Origin of the sequence: Phenylobacterium sp. (genome assembly GCF_037189685.1) — a bacterium.
Classification (GTDB): Bacteria; Pseudomonadota; Alphaproteobacteria; order Caulobacterales; family Caulobacteraceae; genus Phenylobacterium.
This window is the reverse complement of the sequence record NZ_JBBCIT010000010.1, coordinates 44,692-68,051: the sequence shown is the minus strand read 5'-3', so window position 1 is coordinate 68,051 and position 23,360 is coordinate 44,692. Positions and strand designations below refer to the sequence as shown.

General features: G+C 70.5%; 29 protein-coding genes. 15 read left to right on the top strand and 14 right to left on the bottom strand.

Annotated elements, in window-relative coordinates:
* The first annotated feature begins 40 nt into the window (after positions 1-40).
* Complete coding sequence (locus WG212_RS06545; protein WP_337186274.1) at positions 41-1,126, top strand: ATP-binding protein; 1,086 nt, start codon at positions 41-43, stop codon at positions 1,124-1,126.
* A gap of 6 nt (positions 1,127-1,132) precedes the next feature.
* Here WG212_RS06545 and WG212_RS06540 read toward each other — a convergent pair whose 3' ends face one another.
* Positions 1,133-1,504, bottom strand: a complete 372-nt coding sequence (locus WG212_RS06540; RefSeq protein WP_337186273.1) for a response regulator — start codon at positions 1,502-1,504, stop codon at positions 1,133-1,135.
* A 291-nt stretch (positions 1,505-1,795) separates the two neighbouring features.
* Here WG212_RS06540 and WG212_RS06535 point away from each other — a divergent pair, with 291 nt between their 5' ends.
* The 6 genes from WG212_RS06535 (at position 1,796) to WG212_RS06510 (ending at position 4,999) form a co-directional block, all read left to right on the top strand.
* On the top strand, positions 1,796-2,404 hold the full coding sequence (locus WG212_RS06535) for a response regulator (protein WP_337186272.1): 609 nt from the start codon (positions 1,796-1,798) through the stop codon (positions 2,402-2,404).
* 207 nt (positions 2,405-2,611) lie between these two features.
* Complete coding sequence (locus WG212_RS06530; protein ID WP_337186271.1) at positions 2,612-3,031, top strand: winged helix-turn-helix domain-containing protein; 420 nt, start codon at positions 2,612-2,614, stop codon at positions 3,029-3,031.
* Positions 3,028-3,198, top strand: coding sequence for a hypothetical protein (locus tag WG212_RS06525; protein ID WP_337186270.1), 171 nt, complete (start codon positions 3,028-3,030; stop codon positions 3,196-3,198). The genes WG212_RS06530 and WG212_RS06525 overlap by 4 nt, the downstream gene beginning before the upstream one ends.
* A gap of 475 nt (positions 3,199-3,673) precedes the next feature.
* Positions 3,674-4,597: an adenylate/guanylate cyclase domain-containing protein gene (locus WG212_RS06520; RefSeq protein WP_337186269.1), complete on the top strand. Its 924-nt coding sequence runs from the start codon at positions 3,674-3,676 to the stop codon at positions 4,595-4,597.
* Positions 4,591-4,755, top strand: coding sequence for a hypothetical protein (locus tag WG212_RS06515; RefSeq protein WP_337186268.1), 165 nt, complete (start codon positions 4,591-4,593; stop codon positions 4,753-4,755). Before WG212_RS06520 ends, WG212_RS06515 begins: the two co-directional genes overlap by 7 nt.
* A 37-nt stretch (positions 4,756-4,792) precedes the next feature.
* Positions 4,793-4,999 (top strand): hypothetical protein, encoded by a 207-nt coding sequence (locus WG212_RS06510; RefSeq protein WP_337186267.1) that lies wholly within the window; start codon positions 4,793-4,795, stop codon positions 4,997-4,999.
* Here WG212_RS06510 and WG212_RS06505 read toward each other — a convergent pair.
* The gene (locus WG212_RS06505; RefSeq protein WP_337186266.1) at positions 4,992-6,611 is read right to left on the bottom strand and encodes an ATP-binding protein; all 1,620 of its coding nucleotides are present in this window, start codon (positions 6,609-6,611) and stop codon (positions 4,992-4,994) included. The two genes, WG212_RS06510 and WG212_RS06505, sit on opposite strands and share 8 nt — an antisense overlap.
* Before the next feature lie 165 nt (positions 6,612-6,776).
* On the opposite strand from WG212_RS06505, the gene WG212_RS06500 reads away from it, so the two are divergent.
* Entirely contained in the window at positions 6,777-7,352 is a 576-nt protein-coding gene (locus tag WG212_RS06500; RefSeq protein WP_337186265.1) for a surface-adhesin E family protein, read from the top strand.
* A 25-nt stretch (positions 7,353-7,377) separates the two neighbouring features.
* Here WG212_RS06500 and WG212_RS06495 read toward each other — a convergent pair whose 3' ends face one another.
* The 3 genes from WG212_RS06495 to WG212_RS06485 all read right to left on the bottom strand — a co-directional run bounded on the left by WG212_RS06495 (position 7,378) and on the right by WG212_RS06485 (position 11,141).
* A complete protein-coding gene (locus WG212_RS06495; RefSeq protein WP_337186264.1) occupies positions 7,378-7,809 on the bottom strand; it encodes a CHRD domain-containing protein in 432 nt (143 codons plus the stop codon).
* A 77-nt stretch (positions 7,810-7,886) separates the two neighbouring features.
* On the bottom strand, positions 7,887-9,164 hold the full coding sequence (locus WG212_RS06490) for a cytochrome P450 (RefSeq protein WP_337186263.1): 1,278 nt from the start codon (positions 9,162-9,164) through the stop codon (positions 7,887-7,889).
* A 150-nt stretch (positions 9,165-9,314) separates the two neighbouring features.
* Positions 9,315-11,141, bottom strand: coding sequence for an alpha/beta fold hydrolase (locus WG212_RS06485; protein WP_337186262.1), 1,827 nt, complete (start codon positions 11,139-11,141; stop codon positions 9,315-9,317).
* 401 nt (positions 11,142-11,542) lie between these two features.
* Between WG212_RS06485 and WG212_RS06480 the strand changes: the two genes are divergently transcribed.
* Positions 11,543-12,532, top strand: a complete 990-nt coding sequence (locus WG212_RS06480) for a hypothetical protein (protein WP_337186261.1) — start codon at positions 11,543-11,545, stop codon at positions 12,530-12,532.
* 55 nt (positions 12,533-12,587) lie between these two features.
* Here the strand turns inward: WG212_RS06480 and WG212_RS06475 are convergent, their stop codons facing one another.
* Positions 12,588-12,794, bottom strand: coding sequence for a hypothetical protein (locus WG212_RS06475; protein WP_337186260.1), 207 nt, complete (start codon positions 12,792-12,794; stop codon positions 12,588-12,590).
* A gap of 229 nt (positions 12,795-13,023) precedes the next feature.
* Here WG212_RS06475 and WG212_RS06470 point away from each other — a divergent pair, with 229 nt between their 5' ends.
* From WG212_RS06470 to WG212_RS06455, 4 genes are all read left to right on the top strand, one after another.
* Positions 13,024-13,233: a cold-shock protein gene (locus tag WG212_RS06470; RefSeq protein ID WP_337186259.1), complete on the top strand. Its 210-nt coding sequence runs from the start codon at positions 13,024-13,026 to the stop codon at positions 13,231-13,233.
* Positions 13,234-13,304: 71 nt separating this feature from the next.
* Entirely contained in the window at positions 13,305-13,589 is a 285-nt protein-coding gene (locus tag WG212_RS06465) for a hypothetical protein (protein WP_337186258.1), read from the top strand.
* Positions 13,586-13,831 (top strand): hypothetical protein, encoded by a 246-nt coding sequence (locus tag WG212_RS06460; RefSeq protein WP_337186257.1) that lies wholly within the window; start codon positions 13,586-13,588, stop codon positions 13,829-13,831. Before WG212_RS06465 ends, WG212_RS06460 begins: the two co-directional genes overlap by 4 nt.
* Positions 13,832-14,005: 174 nt before the next feature.
* Positions 14,006-15,106: an NADH:flavin oxidoreductase gene (locus tag WG212_RS06455; RefSeq protein ID WP_337186256.1), complete on the top strand. Its 1,101-nt coding sequence runs from the start codon at positions 14,006-14,008 to the stop codon at positions 15,104-15,106.
* Between the two features lie 27 nt (positions 15,107-15,133).
* Here WG212_RS06455 and WG212_RS06450 read toward each other — a convergent pair whose 3' ends face one another.
* The 6 genes from WG212_RS06450 to WG212_RS06425 all read right to left on the bottom strand — a co-directional run bounded on the left by WG212_RS06450 (position 15,134) and on the right by WG212_RS06425 (position 19,360).
* Entirely contained in the window at positions 15,134-16,045 is a 912-nt protein-coding gene (locus WG212_RS06450; protein WP_337186447.1) for an SMP-30/gluconolactonase/LRE family protein, read from the bottom strand.
* Positions 16,046-16,116: 71 nt separating this feature from the next.
* Positions 16,117-16,635: a dihydrofolate reductase gene (locus WG212_RS06445; RefSeq protein ID WP_337186255.1), complete on the bottom strand. Its 519-nt coding sequence runs from the start codon at positions 16,633-16,635 to the stop codon at positions 16,117-16,119.
* Positions 16,636-16,701: 66 nt separating this feature from the next.
* Positions 16,702-17,049, bottom strand: a complete 348-nt coding sequence (locus WG212_RS06440) for a phosphoribosyl-ATP pyrophosphohydrolase (protein WP_337186254.1) — start codon at positions 17,047-17,049, stop codon at positions 16,702-16,704.
* A 2-nt stretch (positions 17,050-17,051) separates the two neighbouring features.
* Entirely contained in the window at positions 17,052-17,912 is an 861-nt protein-coding gene (locus tag WG212_RS06435) for a thymidylate synthase (RefSeq protein ID WP_337186253.1), read from the bottom strand.
* 111 nt (positions 17,913-18,023) lie between these two features.
* Positions 18,024-18,566 carry a DUF924 family protein gene (locus tag WG212_RS06430; protein WP_337186252.1) on the bottom strand — a complete coding sequence of 181 codons (543 nt, stop codon included), beginning with the start codon at positions 18,564-18,566 and terminating at the stop codon, positions 18,024-18,026.
* Between the two features lie 110 nt (positions 18,567-18,676).
* Entirely contained in the window at positions 18,677-19,360 is a 684-nt protein-coding gene (locus WG212_RS06425) for a hypothetical protein (protein ID WP_337186251.1), read from the bottom strand.
* An 81-nt stretch (positions 19,361-19,441) separates the two neighbouring features.
* On the opposite strand from WG212_RS06425, the gene WG212_RS06420 reads away from it, so the two are divergent.
* Entirely contained in the window at positions 19,442-19,639 is a 198-nt protein-coding gene (locus WG212_RS06420; RefSeq protein WP_337186250.1) for an RcnB family protein, read from the top strand.
* Here the strand turns inward: WG212_RS06420 and WG212_RS06415 are convergent, their stop codons facing one another.
* Complete coding sequence (locus WG212_RS06415; protein ID WP_337186249.1) at positions 19,640-20,122, bottom strand: Fur family transcriptional regulator; 483 nt, start codon at positions 20,120-20,122, stop codon at positions 19,640-19,642.
* A 104-nt stretch (positions 20,123-20,226) separates the two neighbouring features.
* On the opposite strand from WG212_RS06415, the gene WG212_RS06410 reads away from it, so the two are divergent.
* On the top strand, positions 20,227-22,332 hold the full coding sequence (locus tag WG212_RS06410; RefSeq protein WP_337186248.1) for a TonB-dependent receptor: 2,106 nt from the start codon (positions 20,227-20,229) through the stop codon (positions 22,330-22,332).
* A 41-nt stretch (positions 22,333-22,373) separates the two neighbouring features.
* Here the strand turns inward: WG212_RS06410 and WG212_RS06405 are convergent, their stop codons facing one another.
* Positions 22,374-23,342 carry a DUF4167 domain-containing protein gene (locus tag WG212_RS06405; protein ID WP_337186247.1) on the bottom strand — a complete coding sequence of 323 codons (969 nt, stop codon included), beginning with the start codon at positions 23,340-23,342 and terminating at the stop codon, positions 22,374-22,376.
* Between the last annotated feature and the right edge of the window lie 18 nt (positions 23,343-23,360).

The following is a 23,360-nucleotide window of genomic DNA, read 5'->3' as shown; positions in this document are numbered from 1 at the left end:
CCCGCGGGTGTTTCGCGCTGGGGAGGGGAGGCTGGTCGAAGTGACCTCGGTCATGCGTGTGTTCCGCTGGCTCCCCCGGGAGGTGGTCGCCACCGTCCTGGGTGTCTTGATCATCTCGCTCCGCCTGGCGTTCACGGGCGTGCCGGACGGCGAGATGCCGTTCGCCCTCGTCTGGCTGGGCGTGCTCGTCGCGGCCTGGATCGGCGGCTTCGGGCCTGCGACCGTCGCCAGCGCTGTCGGCCTCGCCATCGGGCAGTACATTCTGGTGTCGGGCGGCAAGTCCGGCATCGGCTTCACCGGCCTGGCCTTCTATGCGCTCTTCTCGCTGATCCTCATCGTCCCGGCCGAGATCTACCACCGCATGAAACGCCGCCGGCAGGCCGACCAGCGGCTGCTCGCCGACATGACTGAGCGCCTGAACCGGACGGGGCGGTTGAACGCCATGGGCGAACTGGCCGGCGCCCTGGCGCATGAACTCAACCAGCCTCTGACCGCGATCTCGAACTACGCCGGGGCGGCTCAGTATCTGGCCCGCAACAATCCCACGGCGGCCGAGGATATCGCCGGGCTGCTCGACAAGATCGTCGGGCAGACCGAGCGGTCGCGGGGAATCATCAGCGGCATCCGCCGCCGCCTCGCGGGGCAGGACCTGCAAATGGCGCCGGAGTCCTTGAGCGCCATGTTCGAGGAGGCCGCCGAAATCGCCTTGCCCTCTTCGGCGCGCGAGCCCATCGCCGTGCGCTATGCGTTCCATCGCGAGGCCGACCGGGTCATGGCCGACCGCATCCAGATCCAGCAGGTGATGGTCAACCTCGTCCGGAACGCCGCCGAGGCGATGGCCGGCTCGCCGCATCGCGAACTGCGTATCGGCAGCAAGCTGGCTGCGGACGGGCTGGTCGAATGCTACGTCGCGGACCGGGGACCCGGCGTCTCGCCCGCCATGCACGAGAAGCTGTTCCAGCCCTTCGCCACGGACAAGGCCGAGGGCATGGGCGTCGGCCTGGCGATGTCGCGCACCATCGTCGAAGCGCACGGCGGCCGGATCTCGGCCGATCCCAACCCCGTCGGCGGGGCGATCTTCCGCTTTGGCCTCCGACCGGCCGAGACGTCCGCCGGCGGGTCCTGAGCGTCGCTAGGCGTCCCGCGCGCGGGAGAGGGCCGCGACGATCTGTTCCAGGCTGAACGGCTTCTCGACGAAGATCGCCCCCAGGCGCGCGGCGGCCTCCGCGATATGGGGTGCGCCACGTCCGGTGATGACCACGGCGGGCCAGGTCACGCCGGCGTCCAGCAGGGCCTGCAACATCTCCAGGCCGTCCATGTCGGGCATCTGGACATCGGTCACGATGCAGCCGAGCTCGAGATCGGCCGCGGTCTGCGCGAAGGTGCGTGACGAGGCGTGCGTGGCCACGCGATAGCCGTGCGTGCGCAGAAGGATGGCCAGCGAATCCCGGACCGCCTCGTCGTCATCGACGATATGGACCAGTTCTTGATCGGCGGAAGTCATGTGGTGTGCGGGGCGTCCGGGCCTTCACGGGGCCGATGCAAGGGCGTGGGAACCTGCCGCGAACCTCGGTGGATTTCACCCTCGGGCGAATACGGTAGCGTCGTCGCCGCTCCGTCTCGTTTGGCAATTCGAGGGCGCAACGGGCTTTTCTACAGCCATTGGATGTGAAACTCTCGCGCTTGTCCGAACTGGGATCCGCCGGATCGGGGAGAGTGCCGTGTACCAGCGTCCCGAGGGCCTTCGTGGGCCTCATGTAAGCGTTGCGTCGTCCGCCGCCCGAGCGGGCCGGCGATGACCCCCGTCGTCCACGTGATCGATGACGACGACGGCGTGCGCGACTCGCTCGCGATGTCGCTCGGCGTGCGCGGCGTGGCGGTCCGCACCTTCGCGTCGGCCCTGTCCTTCCTCGAGCAGGTCGGCGATGGCGCGCAGGCTTGCGTGGTGACCGACGTCAACATGCCCGAGATGACCGGCCTGGAGTTGCTCGAGCGGATGGCGGGCCGGTTGGACGCCTGTCCTGTCATCGTGCTCACCGGGCAGGCCGACGTGCCGATGGCGGTCGAGGCGCTGAAGCGCGGCGCCTCGGATTTCCTCGAGAAGCCCGTGAGCAGCGATGCGTTGTTCGCCGCCGTCACCGCGGCTCTGGGGCGCGTCTCCAAGCGCGCCGAGGAGACGGCGCGGCGGGCCGAGGGCCGGCGGCGGCTGGAGGCGCTGACCCCGCGCGAGCGCAATGTCTTCGATGGCGTCGTGGCCGGCCAGTCGAACAAGGAGATCGCCCGCGCGCTGGGGATCAGCCCCCGGACCGTCGAGGCTTATCGCGCCAGCCTGATGGTCAAGATGCAGGCCGACAGCCTGTCGGACCTGGTCCGCATGAGCCTGGCCGCCGACGAGGCCGGGTAGGCGGCGGCAGCCCGGCGGTGCGGCGCGGCGCCGCGCGGAGAGCCCCGTAGGTACATCTACGATGGTAGGCGCCCGGAATTTCGCGCGCCCCTTCCGGACGGCATTCTCCTGTCCGACGGAGCCGGGACGACGGGCGCTCGCCCTCTCACCCCGGATGAACTCGAAACAGGGAGCCGCCGGCCGCCGGCGGTTAAGCGCATGGCCAACGTGTACAAGAGACCCGCCGAGGTCATCGCCGAGCAGCAGGACCTGATCGCCGACCTGGATCGGATGATCGAACTCCTGAAGGGCGCCCTGGCTGCGGCCGGGATCGAACGTCCGCCGGCGTACCGCCCCTGGATGAAGGGCCTCACGCCGCAGGAACGGGGACTCCTGGGGGCGCTCTACAGCCACTATCCGAACCCGGTCGACAAACATGCGCTGCTGGAGCACATGCCCGGACAGGACCATGTGGAAGATCGCCAGGTCCAGCTCGTCGCCCTGAAGGTGCATCATCTCCGCGGCAAGCTGGGTCACGACGCCATCGAGAGCATCCGTGGCCTCGGATATCGCCTCAGCACCGCCGAGTATCAGGCGATGCGCGAAGCCGAAGGGGCGGCCGTCGTTCCGTTCAAGGTGGCGGCGTGAGCCCCCCGGCCTCGATCGCGGCGGGAGAGGCCGCCGGCTTCGCCCCGGACGCCGCACCTGCCCGCGGGCGAGCACTTCCCGTCGGAGTCGGTCTCCTCGCCGGGGCCGGTGTTTCGGTCGCGCTCTGGGCCGGCCTGATCGGCGGAGTCATGGCCCTGCTGGGCTGAGGGGCCCCACAGCCTTCCACGATATGGGACCCGACGTCGGCGTGGGTCCGGCATCCTCCAAACCCCCTGCGGGACGATCACCGTCTCGCAGGGGGTTTTCGTCTTTCCGGGCCTCCAGCCCGACGCCCGGTTCTGCGAATGCTGCAACTTGAAGTCGCGACCGGTCTCGCTGGCTTGGTTCGGCGTTGTCTTGTGCAGCGCGTCTCGGCCAGTCGCTGCGGTTCATCGGGAAGAAGTATAACTTCATTCCGGCGAGGCTTATTCGTCCAATCGAATTCAATTTACCGGTCATTAATTCTCTTGGAATCCCCCAGAAGAATTCAAAATAGTATTGTCCTTCGGGATGAATGGGTTCGCATCGCCTGCGACAAGCCGCCACAAGCGGATTTCCTACCGTGAATTCCCGTAGGGGTTGCTTCGGAATATTAACTGCCGAGAAGCCGTGCCATTTTCGATCGTGACGAGGGAGACGGTCATGTCCGCGATCGATTGTGACAACCTTTGGGCGATCCGGCCCGCCTGGGCCGAGCCCGCGACGCGCGGGGGCTCGGCCGCCCGGCGCGGCTTCGACTCCTCGCGGCGCGGCCGGGCGGGGTCTTCGCGACGCCCCGCGCCGCCGGCCGTCACGCCGCCCGTCGCCATGCCGGCGTCCGCCGCGACGCTGCGGATGCTGTCCGAGCTCCAGGCCGAGCGCCAGCGGGCCGAGCGCATGTGCGACGCGCTCTCGAAGTATGTGCCGCCGCAACTGGTCGACCGCCTGATGGCCAGCCCTGACGGACTGAGCCTGGGCCACGAGACCCGCGACGTGACCATCCTGTTCGCCGACATCCGGGGCTTCACGGGGATCGCCGAGGCGATGAAGGGCCGGCCCGACCAACTGGCCGACGTGGTCAATGCCGTGCTCGAGCCGCTGGCCGACATCGTGCTGGCCCACGGCGGCGTGCTCGACAAGTACATGGGCGATTGCATCATGGCGTTCTGGGGCGCGCCCGACTCCGACCCGGACCACGCGCGCCGCGCGTTTGACGCTGCGCGCGGCATGATCGAGCGGATGCCGGCCATCGACGCCGAAGCCCGCGCCGTCGCCGGGCGCGACGTCCACCTGCCGCGGATCGACATCGGCGTGGGCCTGAACTCCGGCGACTGTGTCGTCGGCAACGTCGGCAGCCGCCGCCGCTGGGACTACTCGGTGCTGGGCGATCCCGTGAACGTCGCCTCCCGCCTGCAACAGCTCTGCAAGACCTACGGCCGTTCGCTCCTGGCCGGCGAGGCGACCGCCCGCCATCTGGCCGGCGTGGTGGACCTCGTCGAGATCGACCGGACCACGGTGCGTGGCCGCTGCGAACCTCAGGGGGTCTACGCCCTGGATCAGGCCCCCGCCGGACGGCGCGCGTGCTGATGCCCCCGGTCCAGTCCCGTAGCCTCGCCATGTTCGCCCGCCGGCCGCGTTCCCGCGCTGCGCGCCTGCCCCGCGGGATCGGACTTCTCTGCGCCGGCTGTCTCTCGCTCGGCCTCTGGGCGGGGCTGATCCAGCTCGCCTGGCGGATCGTCGCCTGATCGCCGTGTCAGGTCGCGCCATCCGATCGAGGGTTCCATGAGGCCGGTCCCGCGCATTCCGGCGCTCGCCCTGGCGCTTCTGACTGCACTTGGGGGGCTTGCGGCCGCCCGACAGGCGGTCCTTCCCGACGCCGTCGAGGGGCCCGGCTTCGCACCGGTGGAGCCATCCGTGGCCGACCGTCAGCCTGTCCCCGTCATCCTCGCCACGGGCGGCGCGACACTCGTCCTGCCGATGATCAGGTAGGTCGGGCCTTCGGCAGTGAGAAGCAGAACACGCCGCCGTCGCCGTCCTCCGTCCAGATGCGGCCGCCGTGAGCTTCCATGATGCCGCGCGAGATCGAGAGCCCGATGCCCAGGCCTTCCGCTTTCGTGGTGGTGAAGGGCTCGAACAGCTTCTCCCGCACCTCGGGCGCGAGGCCGGGTCCGGTGTCGGCGACCCGGACGACCACGTCGTTCGCCGAGGCGCTCACCGTGATGTCGACACGTCGCTCAGGACTGTCCTCCACGGCCTCGAGCGCATTGCGGACGAGGTTCAGCGCGACCTGCAGGATCTGGGTGCGGTCGACCCGCACCGTCGCCGGCGCGTCGTCCGCCTCGGCCAGCCGCAGCTCGGTTTCCCGATGGCGCGGGTCGAGGCGCGCCAGTTCCAGCACCTCGCCCAGCATCGCGCCCATATCCTCCAGCCGTGGCTCTGTGTCGCCCCGCGCCGCCACGCCCCGTATGCGTCGCAGGATCTGCCCGGCGCGCTCCACCTGCGCCTTGGCTCTCCCGGTGAGATCGAGGATGTCGTCCGGCGAAACGTCCGGGCGCTGGGCCTGGAGCGCCGCGGCCGTGAGGTAGTTGCCGGCGGCCGTCAGCGGTTGCCCCAGTTCGTGGGCGATCGCCGCGCTCATGCGGCCCAGCTCGCTGAGCCGGCCGGCATGCCGGAGCGAGGCCTGGAGCTCGTCGATGCGGTCGCGGGCTCGCCTGGCCTCCGTGACGTCGGAAACCACGCCTGCGATGCGCGTCACCCGGTCCTCGGCATCACGGATCGCCGCGCCGCGCAACTCGATCCACCGGACGTCGGCGCCCCGAACGTCCGGACCCTGGACGGCGGCGCGGACTTCGACCTGGAACGGCGCCCGCCCCGCGCGCGCCTCATTGAAGAGCCGCTGGCTGCGCAGCAGGTCGTCGGGGTGGATGGCGCGGAGGAGGTCGCCCTGGTCGAGGGCGGCGTCGCCCGGCCATCCCAGGATCTCGCGGCACCGCGTCGAGGCGTCGAGCGCCAGGGTGGACAGGTCCAGTTCCCAGGCGCCCAGCCGGCCGGCGTCGAGCGCGAGCCGCAGCCGGGCCTCGTTCCGCCGCGTCTGGGTGCGGGCCAGGACGGCCTCGACGGCGGCGGTGGTGGCTCTCGCCAGACCCTCGACCAGGGCCAGGTCGGCGGGCGTGAACGCGCGTTCCGTGGCCCAGTACGAGCCGATGGCGCCCAGCGGCGCCGCGGGGCGAACCGGCGCCATGATGAGGCTTTTCACAAATGTGGGGCGATAGGCGTCGTGCGGGATGCGGGGGTCGACGTAGATGTCCGGAATGACCGCCGGCTCGCGGTTCAGCATGCACCATCCCGAGATGCAGTCGGTAAGGGGGAAGCGCCGCCCCTTCCAGAGCGGCCCGATGGCGTTCTCCTCCACGTAGTGGCACTGGTCGCCATCGCGCAGGACGAAGGTGACTCCGTCGGCGCCCGAGACCTGGCGGGCCGCGTCCCGGACGATGCCGATGATCGACTGCAGGTCCTCGGCCGCGGAGAGCTGCTCGACCACCGACACCAGGGCGAGCCACTTCTTGCTGGGACCGTCATGCCCGGCCCGCTTCGCCTCCATCGCCGCCCGTCCCTGTACGCCGCTCGAACTCGTTCACTCGGAGCGGATGTATACAATCACCGGATCATGACTTGTACAAACCAACTTCGAGTTGAATCGGGGCGGAGTCGCGGGCGCGATGAAGGCGGTAGGCGCCGTTAAGATGTGCGGTCTAAGTTGCCGGCCATGATCGCACGTGGCGTCCTCGTCCTCGGCGCGGCCCTTGTGGCCGGCGGCTTCCTGGCTCCCGGCGCCGCCGAGGCCCGTACGTTCTATGTCGTCCAGTCGGCCGCCGACGCGTGGACGGTGATGGACCCCGAGGGCATCGAGCGGGTGGGCGACAGCGCGGTGCGGCGCGCCTGGTCGGTGCGCGTTCAGCGAAACATCCTGACCGGCGATCCGCCGACTCCGGGATATGTGCGTACGCTCAGCGAGTACGACTGCGCCGTGGGCCGCACCCGCTGGCGCGAGTTCTCGGCCTTCTCGCGCGCGGGTTCGCTGCTGGTCAGCAAGGTGAACCCCAACCCGGAGTGGGGGCCTGCGGACGAAGCCAGCGACCTCTACGCGGCGTATCGCGTGGTCTGCGAGGGCGGGGGCGGCGGCTCGGTCGTCTCGGCCGAGTCGGTGGCCAAGGTGGTGATCAGCCTGATGGGCGCCTGGGACCCTCCGCCCCAGCCCGCCGCGCCGCTCATGCCAGCGCCCAAGGCGCCGCTTCCCAAGGCGCCGGCTCCGAAGGCCCCGCCCGCCAAGGCGGCGCGCTGAGGCCCTCCGGCTCCCCGAAACCCTCCTATTTCGAGAGCTGGCCCCGGATCGCTCCGCCGGGATGCTCGGCGTTGTGCACGTTGACATAGTAGCCGCCGGGGTTCGCCAGGATATCGGCCACCACCGGCTGGCCCGCCGTGGCGCAGCCGCTGGCCTTGCCCGCGGCGTCGGGCGTCGCGAGCGGCACGACCACCGGGCCCGAGGCGCCCGCCGCGCCCTTGTGGATATGGGCCATTGTCGCCGGCGCGATCTTCTCGACCGACAGATCGTAGCAGATTTCGTTCTTGGCGCTGTCGATCCGGAACCCGGCGTGGCCCGCGCCATCCGTGTCGGGCGATCCGGCGCCGCCCAGATGGGCCGACAGGCGGGTCTCGGCGGCCAGCCCGGGGCCGGCCGCGGCGAGGCTGGCTGAAGCGAGGCTGGCCGAAGCGACGATGAAGGTGAGTGTCTTCAGCATTGGCGTCTCCTTCCCATCCCGACTTGAGGCCGGGAGGGAAGCGCGGTCGGACCTGCGGGTCAACGCCTGTCGGCGCCTCAGTTGCGGGTCGGCAGAACCACCGGCAGGTCCTCGTAGCCCTTCACGAACGAGGAGAGGACGCGCCGGGGCTGGCCCACCACCTCGATCCGCGGGAACCGCTTGAGGATCTCCTCCCAGATGATCTTGAGCTGGAGCTCGGCCAGGCGGTTGCCGACGCAGCGGTGGATGCCGAAGCCGAACGACAGGTGCTGGCGCACGCGCGGGCGCTCGATCCAGTAGTCGTTCGGGCGGTCGATGACCTCTTCGTCGCGGTTGCCCGAGACGTACCACATGGCGAGCTTGTCGCCCTTCCGGATGGTCTTGCCGCCCAGCTCGTAGTCCTGGAGCGCGGTGCGGCGCATGTAGGCCAGCGGCGTCTGCCAGCGGATCGTCTCCGACACCATGGCCGGGATCAGGGCCGGGTTGTCGCGCAGGATGCGGTTCTGGTCGGGGTTCTGGTGCAGGGCCAGCACCGAGCCGGTGATGGTGTTGCGCGTGGTGTCGTTGCCGCCCACGATCAGGAGGATCAGGTTCCCGAGGTACTCCATCCGGTCCATGTTCCGCGTGGCCTCGCCATGGGCCAGCATCGAGATCAGGTCGGGCTGCGGCGGGGCGTTCACCCGCTCGTTCCAGAGGTTCATGAAGTAGTCGACGCACTCGAACAGCTCCTGGCGCCGCTCCTGCTCGGCGATCTCGGGATCGGTCGAGCTGAACAGGCCGGAGTCGGGCGAGGCGGTGGCCACGTCCGACCAGCGCGTCAGCTTGCGCCGGTCCTCCCAGGGGAAGTCGAACAGCGTCGCCAGCGTCATGGTGGTCAATTCGATCGACACCTTGTCGACCCAGTTGAACGTCTCGCCGATGGGCAGGTCGTCCAGGATCGCGCCTGCGCGCTCGCGGATGATCGGCTCCAGGTACGACAGGTGGTGCGGCGCCACGATGGGCTGCACCGTCTTGCGCTGCACGTCGTGCTTCGGCGGGTCCATGGCGATGAACATCGGAAGCGTGAAGTCTTCCTTGGGGTCGGGCAGCACGATGGTGGGCTCGGACGAGAACACCTCGTGATTCGTGTCCACCGCCATGATGTCGTTGTACTTGGTCACCGACCAGTAGCCGCCCACGTCGTCGAATCCGGACTCGGCCCAGTGGACCGGGTCCTCCTTCCGCAGCCGCTCGAAGTAGGGCCACATGGTGTCGGTGCGGAACAGCTCGGGGTCGGCCGGGTTGATCTCGCTGAGCGGCATCGAATAGGCCGCGTCGCGGGCCGCGCGGTGCAGGTCGATCGAAGCGTCGTCCATGAGATCCTCCGTAGGGGCCTTGAACGGCCCGCTCTGCGTCAGTTCGAACGATGGTCCCTGAGGCTCGGCAAGTCAACGAAAGATGACGACCCCGTCAACTTTTCCGCGCCGCAACATACGCAGGCAAGGCGGGTCTTCTCCCAGTGGGTCTCAGATCAGCGCTGCGATCTCGCGGGCATGGGTGTCCTGGATGAACCGCCCGCCCGTCTCCAGTCTGACATGGCGCAGTCCGGGCAGGCGCCGCCAGGGATCCTCGCCGTCGGCCCGCGCCCAGAGGGGGTCCAGGCCGCCCGTCACGACCGTCCAGGGCGCCGGGCCGGGCAGCGACGGCGGCGACCAGGCGGGATAGGCGGTCTGTTCGGCGCCCAGGCCGTCCGCGGTTCGGGCGCCACAGGTCAGTAGCTCGGCCACCGCGGCATGCCGCCACGCGGGGTCGGCGATGAGCGCCGCGTCCGCCGGATGGCCCGAGAACAGCCGTGTCATCAGCAGCTCGGTCAGGCGCACGCCGGCGCGCCGCCTCAGCAGGCCGTGCACGGCGACGATCGCGCCGGGGCGCTCTGTTCCCATCCGGACCCAGTCGCGGACGAGCTTCGGCCCGGCGGGAACGGCGCGGGGTGGCCGGGGCGAGATCAGCAGGCCCGAAAGGACGCGCTGCGGATAGAGCGCGGCGAAGGCCAGCGCGGCGGGCGCGCCGCCATCCCGCGACAGCACCCGCACGCGTTCGAGCCCCATGTCGTCGAGCACGCGCGCCATGTCGCGGGCCGCCGCCTCGAAGGGATCGCCGCGCCCGGCGAAGACGTCGGTCAGGCCGAAGCCGGGGCGATCCAGGCCGATCGGCCTCAGGCCGCGCTGCTGCAACGCGTCGCGGAGCCGCCACGCCACCCGCCGCGATCCCATGCCGCCGTGAACGAACAGCACCGGTTCGCCGTGCGGCGGGCCGAAGTCGGCGGCCGCCACCTGGCGGCCGGCGTGCTGGAGGATGCGGGTGACGCCCAGCAGGCCCTCCCGATCCGAATGGCCGGTCTCGTCCGCCTCGGCGAAGGCGACGAGCGCCCGCGCTTCGGCCAGGTGCCGGGGAAGGTCGGCAACGCGCAACAGGCCGGTTCGCGCCAGCAGCGACCGGGCCTGGTCGCGCACGGTGTGGGGACTCAAGCCGAGCCGGGACGCGGCCTGCGGCAGGGTGCAGCCTTCGGCCAGGACGTGGGCCAGGCGCATCTCGGCCGTCGAAAGGCCGAGGGCGCGCCGCAGTCCGACGTTGCGCGCCCAGTCGCAGACGCTCTCGTCCGCCACCAGCCGCGTCAGCCGCGCCAGCAGGGCGCCGCGGCGCGGGGCGCCCGTTCGACGCAGCAGGGCGCGCACCCGCTTGCGGGCGGCCGGCTCGGACAGGCCCAGGCGCGCGGCGGCGGTGTCCAGGTCGTGAGACGCGACGAGCTGGGCCAGCAGGTCGTGCTCAGCGGCGCTCAGGCCGTGGGCCCGGGCGGCGAAATCCGCGAATCCGGCCATTCGGGTCGGCGCGAAGGCCATCGCCAGCACCACCCCGGCTCCCGATCCGCCGCCCGCGTCGCGCCAGGCCTGCGCCACCGGCCACGCCGCCGCGACCGTCTGGTGGGCGAAGGCGCACAGGACGGGCTGGCCCTGCCGGTCGGAAAGCGACGCATAGGCGATCGAGGCCCTGGGTGGCCGCAGCGCGGTGCGCGGCAGGTCCGGGTCCGCCTCGCCGAACAGGTCGCGCCAGGCCTGGCCGGTCCAGATCGGCCGTTCACCCTGGAAGGCCGCCACGGCCAGGCCCCATCCGGGCGCCAGCGTCCGGCAGGCGAGGGGCGCTTCGTCCATCCGGCGCAGCGCCTCGAGCGCCGTTCCCGCCTCGGGCCCCGCATCGCCACCTGGCCCGGCGCCGCTTTCGAGGCGGTCCCACAGTTCGAAGAAATGCTCAGGCTCCAGTGCGCTGCTGGAAGCCCGCTCATCGGGACGCTGCACGAGGACGACCTTCCGCGACTTGCCGGGCGACGAGCTTAGCCTTCTCACGGGGCCCGCGACCACATCCGCCGCCGCCGTCGCGCGCCATAGTCCGGCGCGTCGGGACGCCCCATGGTCGCCCGCATGTCGAGGCGGGGCCGGAAAGCGCGGGTACGGATCGCCGGCGGGTCTCGCAGGAGGTCGTCTCCCTTCGTCGCGTCGGTCAGGATCGGGGACGGCGGCGCCGGGGCGCATCCCCCTTTCGGATATCCGGCCCCGCTCGGATATCCCGCCCCTTTCGGACGTCCCCAGCCTCGTCCTCGGCGGTTCTCGTCCTCGGCGGTTCAGGTATCCAATCCGGGGATGCGCCGGCCGGGCGGTCCGCCGCACCTTGCCATCCTGGGTGTTTGCAGGAGCAGGTCATGAAGTGGGTCTTGGGCGTCGCCGGGATGTGGGCGTGCATGGCGGGCGTTGCGGTGGCCCAGCCGCTGCCTGCGTCGCTTGCGGCGCCCATCGTGCTGCCGTCCCAGCCGCCGGCGAAGTTCACGCGCAACATCCTGGCGGGCGACAAGGTTCGGACCCGCGTGTTCGTGCCCTCCTACCGGGTGTCGTTCATGGTCAGCGCCGGCGCCCAGGCCCGGACGGCGGATACGACCGCGAGCGCCGATACGGTCCTCAGCGGCGCCGAGCCCGCGCTCATCCAGGCGATCACCGACCGGGCCTACGCCGACTTCCTGGAGCGCCTCGCCGCCGCCGGCTTCTCCGTGGTCCCGCCCGAGGAATGGCGGGCGGCCTCGGGCGCCGACCAGCTCAAGGCGGGCGCCGGCGACATCGAGGTCCAGACGATGGGGAACCTGGGCGCCCGCCAGGCCTACGCCCTGGTCCATCCGACCGGGCTGGGCTCGTGGCCCGAGAGCGCGATGCCGGTCAACCTCGGGCCCGTCCGCACCATGACGCGCGTGCTCGACGCGACGATGGTGGCGCCGCGCTTCACGGTGAACTACGCCCACGTCAAGGCGTCCGGCGGCGGACCGATGGCCATCGTCTCCCGCGGCGCCCAGGCTTCGTTCCAGCCCGGCATACACGGCGGCCCGGTGATCGGCGGATTCTCGATGGAGCCCTGGCGCGTGCGGGTCGGCCAGCACGGCGGCTTCCTGGAATACAAGGTCGATGGTTCGCTGGAGGCGCCCGGCGCGTTCGGCTCGGTCGGTTCGGGCCGCGGTCCCGCCGTGTCGACCGCGGCCGGCGCCCGCGCGGTCGACACCTGGAGCGGCCGGCTCGGCTATGTCTCGCACGCGTCGGCGACCGGGCGCTTCGAGGTGGACCCCGAGGCGTATGCGCGCCTCGCGCTCCAGGCCCTGGCCCTTCAGAACCAGGTCGCGGTCAACGAGCTGGCCAAGGCTCGCCGCTGAGCGCCGGCGGCGTCCCCGATGTCACGGCCTGCGACGGCGGGTCGGGCGGCCGCCTTCAGCCTCGAAGGAAGGCCGCTTCGCCCTGCACGGTGACCTGGCAGGCGCGGCCCGCATCGAACAGGCTCCGGGCTCTTCGCAGGGCGCCGGCCCGGGCGATTTCCTTGTCGAGGGAGTAGGCGAAACGCTCGCCCTCGAATTCTGCGGCCCAGCCACCTTCGTGCCGGAGAACGTGGATGATGACGCGGCCTGGTTCTAACCTCATGGCCCCCAATAGCAGGGGGTAGCCCCTATTGGAAAAGTATTATTCCGGGCGAGACTTGCAAAATTCGGCTTATGGGCCCATATTCGAGAAGTCAAATATCGCTTAGGCTCACTTGGCGTTGTGCCTGGATTTCAAGTTGGCGCGCCGCATCACAGATCGACCCTCACCGAAAATTTGATCTTCCCGCCCGATTTCGGGTGCGAGAACTCATGTCCGGAAAGGGACGATTATGCAAACTGGCACTGTAAAGTGGTTCAACGGCCAAAAAGGCTTTGGCTTCATCCAACCGGAAGACGGCTCCAATGACGTCTTCGTCCATATCTCCGCCGTCGAGCGGGCCGGGATGGTGTCTCTCCACGAGGGGCAGAAGCTCGCCTTTGAACTCCAGCGCGACAATCGCAGCGGCAAGTTCGCGGCAGAGAACCTTCAGGCCGCCTGACGGCCACAACAGGCGTTCGCCGACGGTGTCGTTGGCGAACGCTTCGTCTTCACATGTCCTGGGAGGTGGCGTTGTCAGAATTCCCGAAGCGGTCCGCCGAGTACCGGGCCTATGCCGCAGAAGCCGCCAGGGCTGCGGAAGCAACGCCCCTGGCCCAGCTTCGCGCGAAGCATGAAAGCGCGGCCGGGGCCTGGACCAAACTCGCCACCGAGGAAGAAACCCGCGAGGCCACCCGGGAGCGCCGGGCGCAGATGGACGCGGCGCGCCAGGCCGAACGCGACACGTCCCAGGCGCCGCCGGCCGGTCCCGCAGTTGATCCTTCAGCCGAGCGTTCGGTCGATCAAGGCTCGGAATGAACGAGTCTGGCGCGCCACCCCCTGAGGACCGGCTGCGCCGTTGGGACGGCGAGGACCGGCTGCGCCGTTGGGGCGGCGCCCTCATGGCCGGGATCAGCGCCAGCAGCGTGATCCTGCTGGCCGACATCGTCGCCTCACGCTTCTACCGGCTCGACCTGGGCGATCATTGGCTACTGACGTTGACGGCCATGGCGGGCGCCTTCGTCTTCGCGCTCGTAGCCCGCCGCCGGAAGCGCGGCTGACGGGTTGCAGCGGCCGTTCAGCCCTCGCCGCCGCATCTCCGCGATTTCCGTCCCCAGGAGCCTCCAACAGGAGCCTCCAAGCGGCGCGGGGCCTCGAAGCGGCGCCAGGAAATCTGTCTGGCCCGGCGATGCGGCTCGGATAAACATCTGTTTGAACACATGCGGGGAGCGCAAATGGCCGCCGACGTCCTCTTCACCCCCTTCGCGATGAAGGGCCTGAACCTGCCCAACCGGATCGTCATGGCCCCCATGACCCGGTCCTTCTCGCCGGACGGCGTCGCCACCGCTGACGTGGCCGCCTACTACCGCCGCCGGGCCGAGAACGGAGTCGGCCTGATCATCACCGAGGGCACGGGCGTCGATCGCCCCGCCTCGCTGAACGACCCGAACATCCCGCGCTTCCACGGCGACGCCGAGCTTTCCGCCTGGAAGCGGGTGGTGGACGAGGTCCATGCCGCCGGCGGCAGGATCGCGCCCCAGCTCTGGCACGTGGGCGCCGTGAAGACGCGCAGCGAGACCTGGACTCCGCCCGGCCCCTACGACAGCCCCTCGGGCCTGTCGCGTCCCGACAAGAGGTTCGGCGAGCCCATGACCGAGTCCGAGGTGGCCGACGCCATCCGGGCCTTCGCCGACGCCGCCGCGGCCGCCAAGGCGCTGGGCTTCGACGCCATCGAGCTGCACGGCGCCCACGGCTACCTGATCGACCAGTTCTTCTGGGACGGCACCAACGTGCGCGAGGACGCCTACGGCGCGAAGGACCTGCCCGGCCGCGCCCGCTTCGCCGCCGACATCCTGCGCGCGGTCCGCAAGGCCGTGGGCCCCGACTATCCCGTCGTCATCCGTGTCAGCCAGTGGAAGCAGCAGGACTACGCCGTGAAGATGGCCGCCACGCCTCAGGCGCTGGAGGCCTGGCTGGGCGCCCTGGTCGACGCCGGGGCCGACGTCATCCATTGCTCCCAGCGCCGTTTCTGGGAGCCGGAGTTCGAGGGCAGCGACCTCAACTTCGCCGGCTGGGCGAAGAAGGTCACCGGCGTCCCGACCATCACCGTCGGCTCGGTGGGCCTGTCCGGCGAGTTCATCGCGTCGTGGGGCGGCGAGAAATCCGAGCCGGCGTCGCTGGAGCGCCTGGAGGCCATGCTGGAGCGCGGCGACTTCGACCTCGTCGCGGTCGGCCGCGCGCTCCTCCAGGACCCCGAGTGGGTGCTGAAGATCCGCGACGGCCGTCAGTCGGAACTCAGGGCCTACGACCGCACGGCCCTCGCAACGCTCTACTGATCCCTCCCTCCCCATGACGGGGAGGGGCTACGCGTTGAAGTTGAGCTTGAGCCCCGGCCGCGGCCAGCGGGCCCTGTAGAGCTTGCCCGTGGCCGACGCGGTGATCCAGGCGGTGCGCATGTCGTCGCCGCCGAAGCAGATGTTGGTCGTGATCAGGTCCGGCACGGGATAGTGCTCGACCGAGCCGTCCGGATCGAAGGCCGTGACGCCGCCGTTGATGATGGTGGCGACGCACACCTTGCCCGAGGCCTCCACCGCCAGGCTGTCCAGAAGCTGATAGCCGGGCAGGTTGCAGATCACCCGCCCGGGCGCGAAGCCGGGGTTGGGCGCCAGCTCGCCCGGCGCGGCCACGTCGAAGGCCCACAGGCGGCCGAGCTGGGTGTCGGCCACATAGACCACCGACTCGTCCGGCGAGAGGCCGATGCCGTTGGGCGAGATCATGTGGCCGCGATGCTGGCGGATGTGGCCGCCGTCGGTGCGGGCGTAGAAGACCCCGCCGTTCTTGCGGCCGTCGGGGGTGGAGCAGCCGTGGTCGGTGAACCAGAAGCCGCCCGCCTTGTCGAAGACCAGGTCGTTGGGGCCGACCAGTCGCTTGCCGTCGCAGGAGTCGTAGACCGTCTCCAGCTTGCCGGTCTTGAAGTCGTAGCGTTGGATCATGCCGCCCGTGTGCGTCGGGGGCGTGGGGCCGGGAATGGTCAGGCCGCCGTTGTCCAGCCACACGAACGATCCGCCGTTGTTGGTGATCCAGAGCGCGCCGTCGGGGCCGAGGGCGGCGCCGTTCGGCCCGCCGCCGGTCTCGACCACCGTTTCACGCCGCCCGTCCGGCGTGACGCGCGAGATCCGCTGCGCCTTGATCTCGGTCAGGATCACCGACCCGTCCGCCATGGCGACCGGACCCTCCGGAAACGCCAGCCCTTCGCAAACCAGTTCGAGTTCCATCACGTCGTCCCTCCCGCGTCGTTGGCGAGAGCTTATCGCGGCGTCTGGCGCAGCGCAGCCGTGACCTGAGGTCAGCGACGCTCCAGCACGCGGACGGTGAACGGGTGTTCGTCGACGTCCGAGGCGGGATGCGCCTCGCGCCGCACTTCGTCCCAGCGGCTCTCGTCGATGGGCGGAAGCACGACGTCGCCCTCCACCTCGGCGTCGACCTCGGTCAGGTAGAGCCGGCGCGCGCGGGGCAGCGCCAGCTCGAACAGCGACGCCCCGCCGATCACGCAGACCTCGGCCGCGCCGTCGTCCTCGGCCTGCTCGCGGGCGATGCCCACCGCCTCGGTGAAGTCTTCGCACACGATCGCGCCCTGGGGCTCGAACGAGCCGTCGCGCGACAGGACGATGTTGGTCCGGCCCACCAGCGGCCTCTTCGGCAGGCTCTCCCAGGTCTTGCGACCCATGATCACCGGCTTGCCCATGGTGACGGCGCGGAAGATGGCCAGGTCGGTCTTCAGTCGCCACGGCAGCGTCCCGTCGCGCCCGATGACGCCGTTTCGCGCGCGCGCGATGGGGCCGGCGGAGAGGATGACCTGTGACATGGTGCGCTAAGTAGCGTGAACCTTCGCAGCCGTCATGGCCCGGCCCAGAAAGACGGGCGGGAGCGCTTAGCCGATCTCCACGCCATGCGCCTCGCGGTGAGGCGAGGGCGGCTCCTCCAGCCATTGCAGCCACTTGCGCCGCACGGCCGCGTCGGGGTCGATGCCGAAGCGGCGGCAGTAGAGCAGAAGCTGGCACAGGACGTCCGCGGCCTCGTCGGCCCGGTCGTGCTCGCAGGCCTCGCCCCGCCCCCGGCTGGAGAGGCGCAGATGCGCCTGGGAAAGTTCGCCAAGCTCCTCCTGGAGCTTCAGCAGGTACCAGTCGTCGTCGCGGGCGATCCCGTACTTGCCGGCGTAGATGTCCGAGATGCGCGCCGCCGATTCCGAGACTTCCGAAAGGGTCAGCGGCGTCTTCATGGTCAGACCGCGATGGGGGCCGGGATGGAGGGATGGGCCGAATATCCCGTCAGGCGGAAGTCCTCGAACTGGAAGGCGAACAGGTCGTCCCGGTCGGCCACGTGCAGGGTGGGCAGGGGCAGGGGCTCGCGCGAGAGCTGGAGCCGCGCCTGCTCCAGGTGGTTCAGGTAGAGGTGCGCATCGCCCAGGGTATGGACGAACTCGCCCGGCTCGAGTCCCGTCACCTTGGCCATCATCAGGGTGAGCAGGGCGTAGCTGGCGATGTTGAACGGCACGCCCAGGAACACGTCGGCCGAGCGCTGGTAGAGCTGGCAGCTCAACCGGCCGCTCCCCTTTTCATCCGGCGCCACGAAGAACTGGAACAGGCAGTGGCAGGGCGGCAGGGCCATGTCCTCGACCTCGGCGGGATTCCAGGCCGAGACGATGTGGCGGCGGCTGTCGGGATTGGCCTTCAGGCTCTTCACCACGCCGGCGATCTGGTCGATCACCCGGCCGTCGGGCGCCGCCCACGACCGCCATTGCTTGCCGTAGACCGGACCCAGCTCGCCGGAGGGATCGGCCCACTCGTCCCAGATGGAGACCCCGCGCTCCTGCAGCCACCGGACGTTGGTGTCGCCCCTGAGGAACCACAAGAGCTCCAGGATGATGGACTTGCGGTGCAGCTTCTTGGTGGTCAGCAGCGGGAAGCCCTGCGACAGGTCGAACCGCATCTGCCGCCCGAAGACGCCCAGGGTGCCCACACCCGTGCGGTCGCCGCGGCGCACCCCGTTCTCCAGGATATCGGCGAGCAGGCCGAGATACTGCCGCTCGGGATGGTCCGGGGCGGCCTCGTACGGCGCGGCGATGGCGGCATGAGCGTTCATCGAGGCTGAGCGTCGGTGATTCGCGTGACGCCGGATAGCGCCTCGGCGCCTGCGATCCACAGCGCAGAGCCTGGCGTCCACATGAGCTGGCGTCCACATGAGCCGGAGGGTTCAGCCCGCGAAGCCGCCTTCGTCCAGGAACGCCTGCTCCTCCGGGGTCGTCGCGCGGCCGAACGCCGGGTTGCGGTGCGGGAAGCGGCCGAAGCGGGCGATGATGTCGCGGTGGATCTCGTGCCACTTCACGGTGTCGGCGTCGCCCAGGTCGCGCGCCAGCTCCAGGCCATATTCCTGGTCGGCCAACGTCTCGGAGTGCTGGAACGGCAACAGGAAGAACGGCCGCAGACCGGCCTCCACGTCGCGGTGCCAGCCGCGTTCGGTGGCGGCGCGGGCGATGGTCCGCGCCTTGGAGTCCGTGGCGAAGGCGTGAGCCGAGTTCCGGTAGAGGTTGCGCGGGAACTGGTCGAGCAGGATCAGCAGGGCCAGCGCGCCGTCCGGGCTCTCGGCCCAGCGGTCGTATTCGCCCCGCGCCGCGATGTGGTGGACGGGCTCGAACTTCAGCCGGATCGCGGCGTCGAAGCGCGCGTCCCGGGCGAACCACTTCTGCGGCCCGGCTGAACGCCAGAAAGTGAGGACATCGTTGGGCGTCGCGGCCAAGGGGGAAATCCTTTCTTCAACGCCTGAGGTGGCGCGATCCGTCGCGCCGTTCAAGCACGGTTCACCCAGACCCTGCGCATCGTCCTTGCTGAAGGGACTTCGGGCCGCCGTCAGGTGTCCCAAGACGGACGATGAAGACCATGAAGACGACCATGACGGCCCTGGCCGTCGTTCTGGCCGCCGCCACGGCCGTTCCGGCCTTCGGCCAGGAACGCGGAGAACGGGGCGATCGCGGCGGTCGCAGCGAGCGCATGGAACAGCGCGGCGGCCCAGGCCGCGACAGCGGGTTCCGGGCGCAGTCCGGGCGTGAAGGGCCCCGTCGCGACGTCGGCGGCGTCGATCGGCCGGGCCGATCCGGTGGCGAGTGGCGAGGCGGAGATCGGGGACCAGGCCGGGGCGCCAGTGGGGGCGTCAGTCGGGGCGAGGCGCCGCGCGCGACGCCCGCGCCGCAGGCTCCGGCCGCGCCCCGCGCCGCCGAGCCGCGCGGTCGCGACGACGCCCGGCGCGCAGACCGCCCGAGGGGCGAATGGAGTGGCGACCGCCAGGGCGGCGAACGGCGTGACTGGACCGGGCGCGGCGGGCGTCCAGGTGAAGGGCGTCCAGGTGAAGCGCGCCAGGGCGAAGGGCGCCGGGACAATGACCGCGGCGGTCGGGATTGGGATCGGAGCGATCGTGGAGGGCGCGACTGGAACGGGCGTGCCGATGGTCGTGACCGGCGCGACTGGGATCGCCGCGACGACCGCCGTGATCGGGACCGCCGTGATTGGGATCGCCGGCAGGGCGAGCGGCGCCATTGGGAGCGTGGCCGCTATCCCTCGGTCTATTTCTCGTCGAACCGCTACCGCTACGACTGGCGGCCGCCGAGCGGCTTCTATGTGCGGACCTGGAGCTTCGGCGACTTCTATCCGCGCGCGTGGTTCGGGCCGGGCTACTGGATCCTCGACCCGTGGCTCTACGATCTGCCTCTGCCGCCGCCCGGCTTCGACTGGGTGCGTTCGGGGCCGGACGCCCTGCTGATCGACCAGTACACGGGCCGTATCGTCCAGGTGGTGCGCAACGTCTTCTGGTGGTGATCAGCCGGCCTGGCAGGCGGCGCAGAGGCCGCGGGCTTCCAGGGTGACCGCGCGCACCGCATAGCCCGTGGCCTTGGCCGCCGACATCGAGGGGCCGAGATCCGGCTGGAACTCGGCCGCCTCGCCACAGCAGTCGCAGATCAGGAAGGCCGCGACGTGTCCGCCCTCGATGCGGCAGGGGACGTAGGCGTTCAGGCTCTCGATACGGTGCGCGAACCCCAGGCGTTCCAGGAATTCGAGAGCGCGATAAACCGTCGGCGGCTTGGCCGGTTCGCCGCCGGCGCCGAAGGCGGCGATCAGATCGTAGGCCTTCATCGGCGCGTCAGACCCCAGCAGCAGCTCCAGCACGCGGCGGCGCGGCGTGGTGAGGCGCTCGCGCCCCTCCGCACAGCGCGCTTCGGCGTCGCCCAACGCCCGGCCGAGCGCCGCCCCGGACAGCCCGTGGTGCACATGATGCTCGTGATGCTGGCAATCGCTCGCCATGTCTCTCCGCTATCGCCGATCCGCCTGCGCCGCAACGACTTGACGAGTCGTTATGTTATTTCATAACAGATTTATCTCCTTGCAAGTCCTCTCCCAGGTCCACGATGTCGCGTGTCCAATTCTTCTCCGCCGCCGCCCTCACGGCGCTCCTCGCCGGCCCGGCGTTCGCGCAATCCGCCTCGACCTCGGGCGGCGATCCCCCGCGCGAGCTGGGCGAGGTGGTGGTCACCGCGGCGCCCTACGCCGTGACCCTGGACTCGGCGACCACGAGCGTCGACATCCTGAAACGCGACGATATCGACCAGGCGCCGGCGGGCGGCATCGGAGACGCCCTGGCCGGAGTGGCCGGCGTGCGGTCCAGCGCCTTTGGCCCCGGCGCCAGCCGGCCCGTGATCCGCGGCCTCTCGGGTCCGCGCGTCCTGGTGCTGTCGAACGGTCTGGGCCAGGTGGACGCCAGCGCGCTCTCTCCCGACCACGCCGTGGCGTCGGATCCCCAGGAGGCCGAGCGCATCGAGGTTCTGCGCGGCCCCTCCGCCCTGGCCTATGGCGGCTCAGCCATCGGTGGCGTGGTCAACATCATCGACGACCGGATTCCGACCCGGCCGGTCGAGGGGCTGTCGGGCCGCGTCCTGGCGTCGGGTTCCAGTGTCGACGACGGCTGGAGCCTGGGTGGCGCGCTCAAGGCCGGCGTGGGCCCCTGGGTCTTCACCGCGGACGGCCTGCGCCGGGAGACGAAGGACTACAAGGTCCCGACCTTCCCGGAGTCGCGTCGCCAGTTCGCCGCCGAGGGCGAGGCCGACGAGTGGCCGGGCAAGGTGGACTCGAAGGTCGAGAACACCTTCTCCAACCTCAGCGCCTACGGGGCGGGCCTCTCGTACGTGGGCGAGCGCGGCTACGTCGGCGTCTCGGTGAAGCGCACGCGGTCGGACTACGGCGTCCCGGGCCATGCCCACGCCCACGGTGGTCACGATCATGACGACCACGACCACGATCATGACCACGACGACCATGACCATGATCACGATGACCATGCCGAGGGCGAGGAGGAGGCGGTCAGCATCAAGCTGAGGCAGACGCGCTACGACCTGCGGGGAGAGACGCGGCTCGGGGCCGGACCGTTCGAAACCCTGAGGTTCTCGGTGGGCTACGCCGACTACACCCACGTCGAACTCGAGGACGGGACGCCGGCCACCCGCTTCACGTCGGATGGATGGGAGAGCCGGATCGAACTCGTCCAGCCGGATCGTGGAGGCTGGCAGGGCGCCTTGGGCCTCCAGGCCCTGGGGCGGGACTTCGCCGCCGTGGGCGACGAAGCCTATGTGCCGGCCACCCGGACCAAGGAGTGGGGCGCCTTCACCCTGCAACGGCTCGACCGCGACGCCTGGGGCGTCGAAGGCGGGCTACGCCTCGAGCGCAAGGAGATCGACAGTCTCGTGGCCGACCGCGGGTTCACCGGCGTCTCGGCGTCGGCAGGCGCGTTCCTGCGGCCGGCGGAGGGTCTCTTCGTTTCGCTGAGCGCCTCCCGGACCGAGCGGGCGCCGGCGCAGGAGGAATTGTTCGCCCAGGGCGCACACCCCGCCACGCGGTCGTTCGAGATCGGTGATCCGACTCTGAGTAGCGAGGTGTCGTACTCCGTCGACCTGACGGGACATCTGGAGCGCGGCCGCTTCGAGGTGGACGCCCACCTGTTCGCTGTCCGCTACGACGGCTTCATCGACCTGCGCCGCACCGGCGGGGAGGACGACGACAGCGGCCTTCCGATCTTCGCCTACCGCCAGACCGACGCGACCTTCTACGGCGGCGAGATCGACGGCGCGTTCCGCGCCTGGGAGAGCGGCGGGCGCAGCTTCACCCTGGAGGGAACGGCCGACTACGTCCGCGGCCGTACCGACCTGGGCCCGCCCGCCCGCATCCCGCCCTGGTCGGTGGCCGGGCGAGGAATCTACGAGGCCGGCTGGTGGCGCGGCATGATCGAGGTGCGCCGGGTGGGCGGCCAGGATCGGGTCGCCGCGTCGGAACTGCCCACCAGCGGCTATACGCTGGTGAACGCCTCGCTGACGGTCCGGCCGTTGCGCGACCGGGGATTCAAGATCTTCCTGGAGGGCCGCAACCTGGGCGATGTCGAGGCCCGCGAGCACGCCTCTTTCCTGAAGGACATCGCGCCCCTGCCGGGCCGCAACTTCAGGCTGGGCGTGGGCTACCGCTTCTGAGGGCGCCCGGCGCCGGCTTCCCGGCGACTGCCCCCCGGTGGTCAGGCGTCTTCGCTCTCGCTGGCCGGCGGCGCGCCTTCGCCGGCGTCGAAGCTGCGCGGCGCGCGGCGGCGACGGGGACGGGCGGGCTTCTCCTCGGGGGCGGCTTCCGGCGCGACGGCAGGCGCGCGGCTCGCGCGGAGGAAGTCGGGCAGGTCGCTGGACCCCCCGTCGGAGTCGCGCAGGACAGGGCCGCGCGGCTCGGGATTGCGGGGTTCAGGGTTGCGCGACTCGACCGGAGCCTCGGCCTGCGGATTGATCACAGCCAGCGGGTCGCGGGGCTCACGCTCGGCGCGCTCGCTGCGTTCGGGCCGCTCTGAGCGCTCGGGCCGCTCGCGGCGTTCGCCGTCCTCGCTGCGCGGGCGGTCGTCCCGGCGGTCCCGATCGCGGTTGCGGTCGCGCCAGCGGTCACGGTCGCGGCCGTCACGATCCCGGTCGCGATTCTGGTCCCGGTCGCGGTTCTGCTCCCGATCCCGATTCGGGTCGCGGTTCTGGTCCCGGTCGCGACGGGGTTCGCCCTCCCGGGGCTGCCATTCGCCCCGGTCACGTTCCCGACTGCGCTCCCCGCCATCCGGGCGGGCCTCGGGGCCGTCCTGCGCGCCCTCGTCGGCGGCTTCGGCCTGGGCCTGGGCGTTCTCGTCCTCGAAGTCGATGTCGTAGCCCGACGCGAACTGGTCGCGGCCGATGATCTCGCTGGCGGGACGATTGGGCTGGATGGCCCGGATCAGGCGGAAATAGTGCTCGGCGTGCTGGAGGTAGTTCTCGGCCAGGACCCGGTCGCCGGCCGAGGACGCATCGCGCGCCAGCTGCTGGTACTTCTCGAAGACGTGCTGGGCGTTGCCGCGCACCTTCACGCCGTCGGGGCCGTTCGAATCGAACGCGCGGTTGGCGTTCTGCTGGGGCTTGCCGCCACCGCCGCCGCCACCCCGGTTTCGACCGCGTTGGCGCTTCATACCCTTGAAATCTCTCATATTTTAAGAAACCGTCCG

Excerpts from the sequence above, each read along its gene's own strand:
- WG212_RS06540 (WP_337186273.1), bottom strand. The coding sequence starts at position 1,504 with ATGACTTCCGCCGATCAAGAACTGGTCCATATCGTCGATGACGACGAG.
- WG212_RS06535 (WP_337186272.1), top strand. The coding sequence starts at position 1,796 with ATGACCCCCGTCGTCCACGTGATCGATGACGACGACGGCGTGCGCGAC.
- WG212_RS06520 (WP_337186269.1), top strand. The coding sequence starts at position 3,674 with ATGTCCGCGATCGATTGTGACAACCTTTGGGCGATCCGGCCCGCCTGG.
- WG212_RS06510 (WP_337186267.1), top strand. The coding sequence starts at position 4,793 with ATGAGGCCGGTCCCGCGCATTCCGGCGCTCGCCCTGGCGCTTCTGACT.
- WG212_RS06505 (WP_337186266.1), bottom strand. The coding sequence starts at position 6,611 with ATGGAGGCGAAGCGGGCCGGGCATGACGGTCCCAGCAAGAAGTGGCTC.
- WG212_RS06500 (WP_337186265.1), top strand. The coding sequence starts at position 6,777 with ATGATCGCACGTGGCGTCCTCGTCCTCGGCGCGGCCCTTGTGGCCGGC.
- WG212_RS06495 (WP_337186264.1), bottom strand. The coding sequence starts at position 7,809 with ATGCTGAAGACACTCACCTTCATCGTCGCTTCGGCCAGCCTCGCTTCA.
- WG212_RS06490 (WP_337186263.1), bottom strand. The coding sequence starts at position 9,164 with ATGGACGACGCTTCGATCGACCTGCACCGCGCGGCCCGCGACGCGGCC.
- WG212_RS06480 (WP_337186261.1), top strand. The coding sequence starts at position 11,543 with ATGAAGTGGGTCTTGGGCGTCGCCGGGATGTGGGCGTGCATGGCGGGC.
- WG212_RS06475 (WP_337186260.1), bottom strand. The coding sequence starts at position 12,794 with ATGAGGTTAGAACCAGGCCGCGTCATCATCCACGTTCTCCGGCACGAA.
- WG212_RS06470 (WP_337186259.1), top strand. The coding sequence starts at position 13,024 with ATGCAAACTGGCACTGTAAAGTGGTTCAACGGCCAAAAAGGCTTTGGC.
- WG212_RS06460 (WP_337186257.1), top strand. The coding sequence starts at position 13,586 with ATGAACGAGTCTGGCGCGCCACCCCCTGAGGACCGGCTGCGCCGTTGG.
- WG212_RS06455 (WP_337186256.1), top strand. The coding sequence starts at position 14,006 with ATGGCCGCCGACGTCCTCTTCACCCCCTTCGCGATGAAGGGCCTGAAC.
- WG212_RS06450 (WP_337186447.1), bottom strand. The coding sequence starts at position 16,045 with ATGGAACTCGAACTGGTTTGCGAAGGGCTGGCGTTTCCGGAGGGTCCG.
- WG212_RS06445 (WP_337186255.1), bottom strand. The coding sequence starts at position 16,635 with ATGTCACAGGTCATCCTCTCCGCCGGCCCCATCGCGCGCGCGCGAAAC.
- WG212_RS06440 (WP_337186254.1), bottom strand. The coding sequence starts at position 17,049 with ATGAAGACGCCGCTGACCCTTTCGGAAGTCTCGGAATCGGCGGCGCGC.
- WG212_RS06435 (WP_337186253.1), bottom strand. The coding sequence starts at position 17,912 with ATGAACGCTCATGCCGCCATCGCCGCGCCGTACGAGGCCGCCCCGGAC.
- WG212_RS06425 (WP_337186251.1), bottom strand. The coding sequence starts at position 19,360 with ATGGCGCCGCTCGCCCTGCCGGCGATCCCAATCACGGCGGTCCCGATC.
- WG212_RS06415 (WP_337186249.1), bottom strand. The coding sequence starts at position 20,122 with ATGGCGAGCGATTGCCAGCATCACGAGCATCATGTGCACCACGGGCTG.
- WG212_RS06410 (WP_337186248.1), top strand. The coding sequence starts at position 20,227 with ATGTCGCGTGTCCAATTCTTCTCCGCCGCCGCCCTCACGGCGCTCCTC.
- WG212_RS06405 (WP_337186247.1), bottom strand. The coding sequence starts at position 23,342 with ATGAGAGATTTCAAGGGTATGAAGCGCCAACGCGGTCGAAACCGGGGT.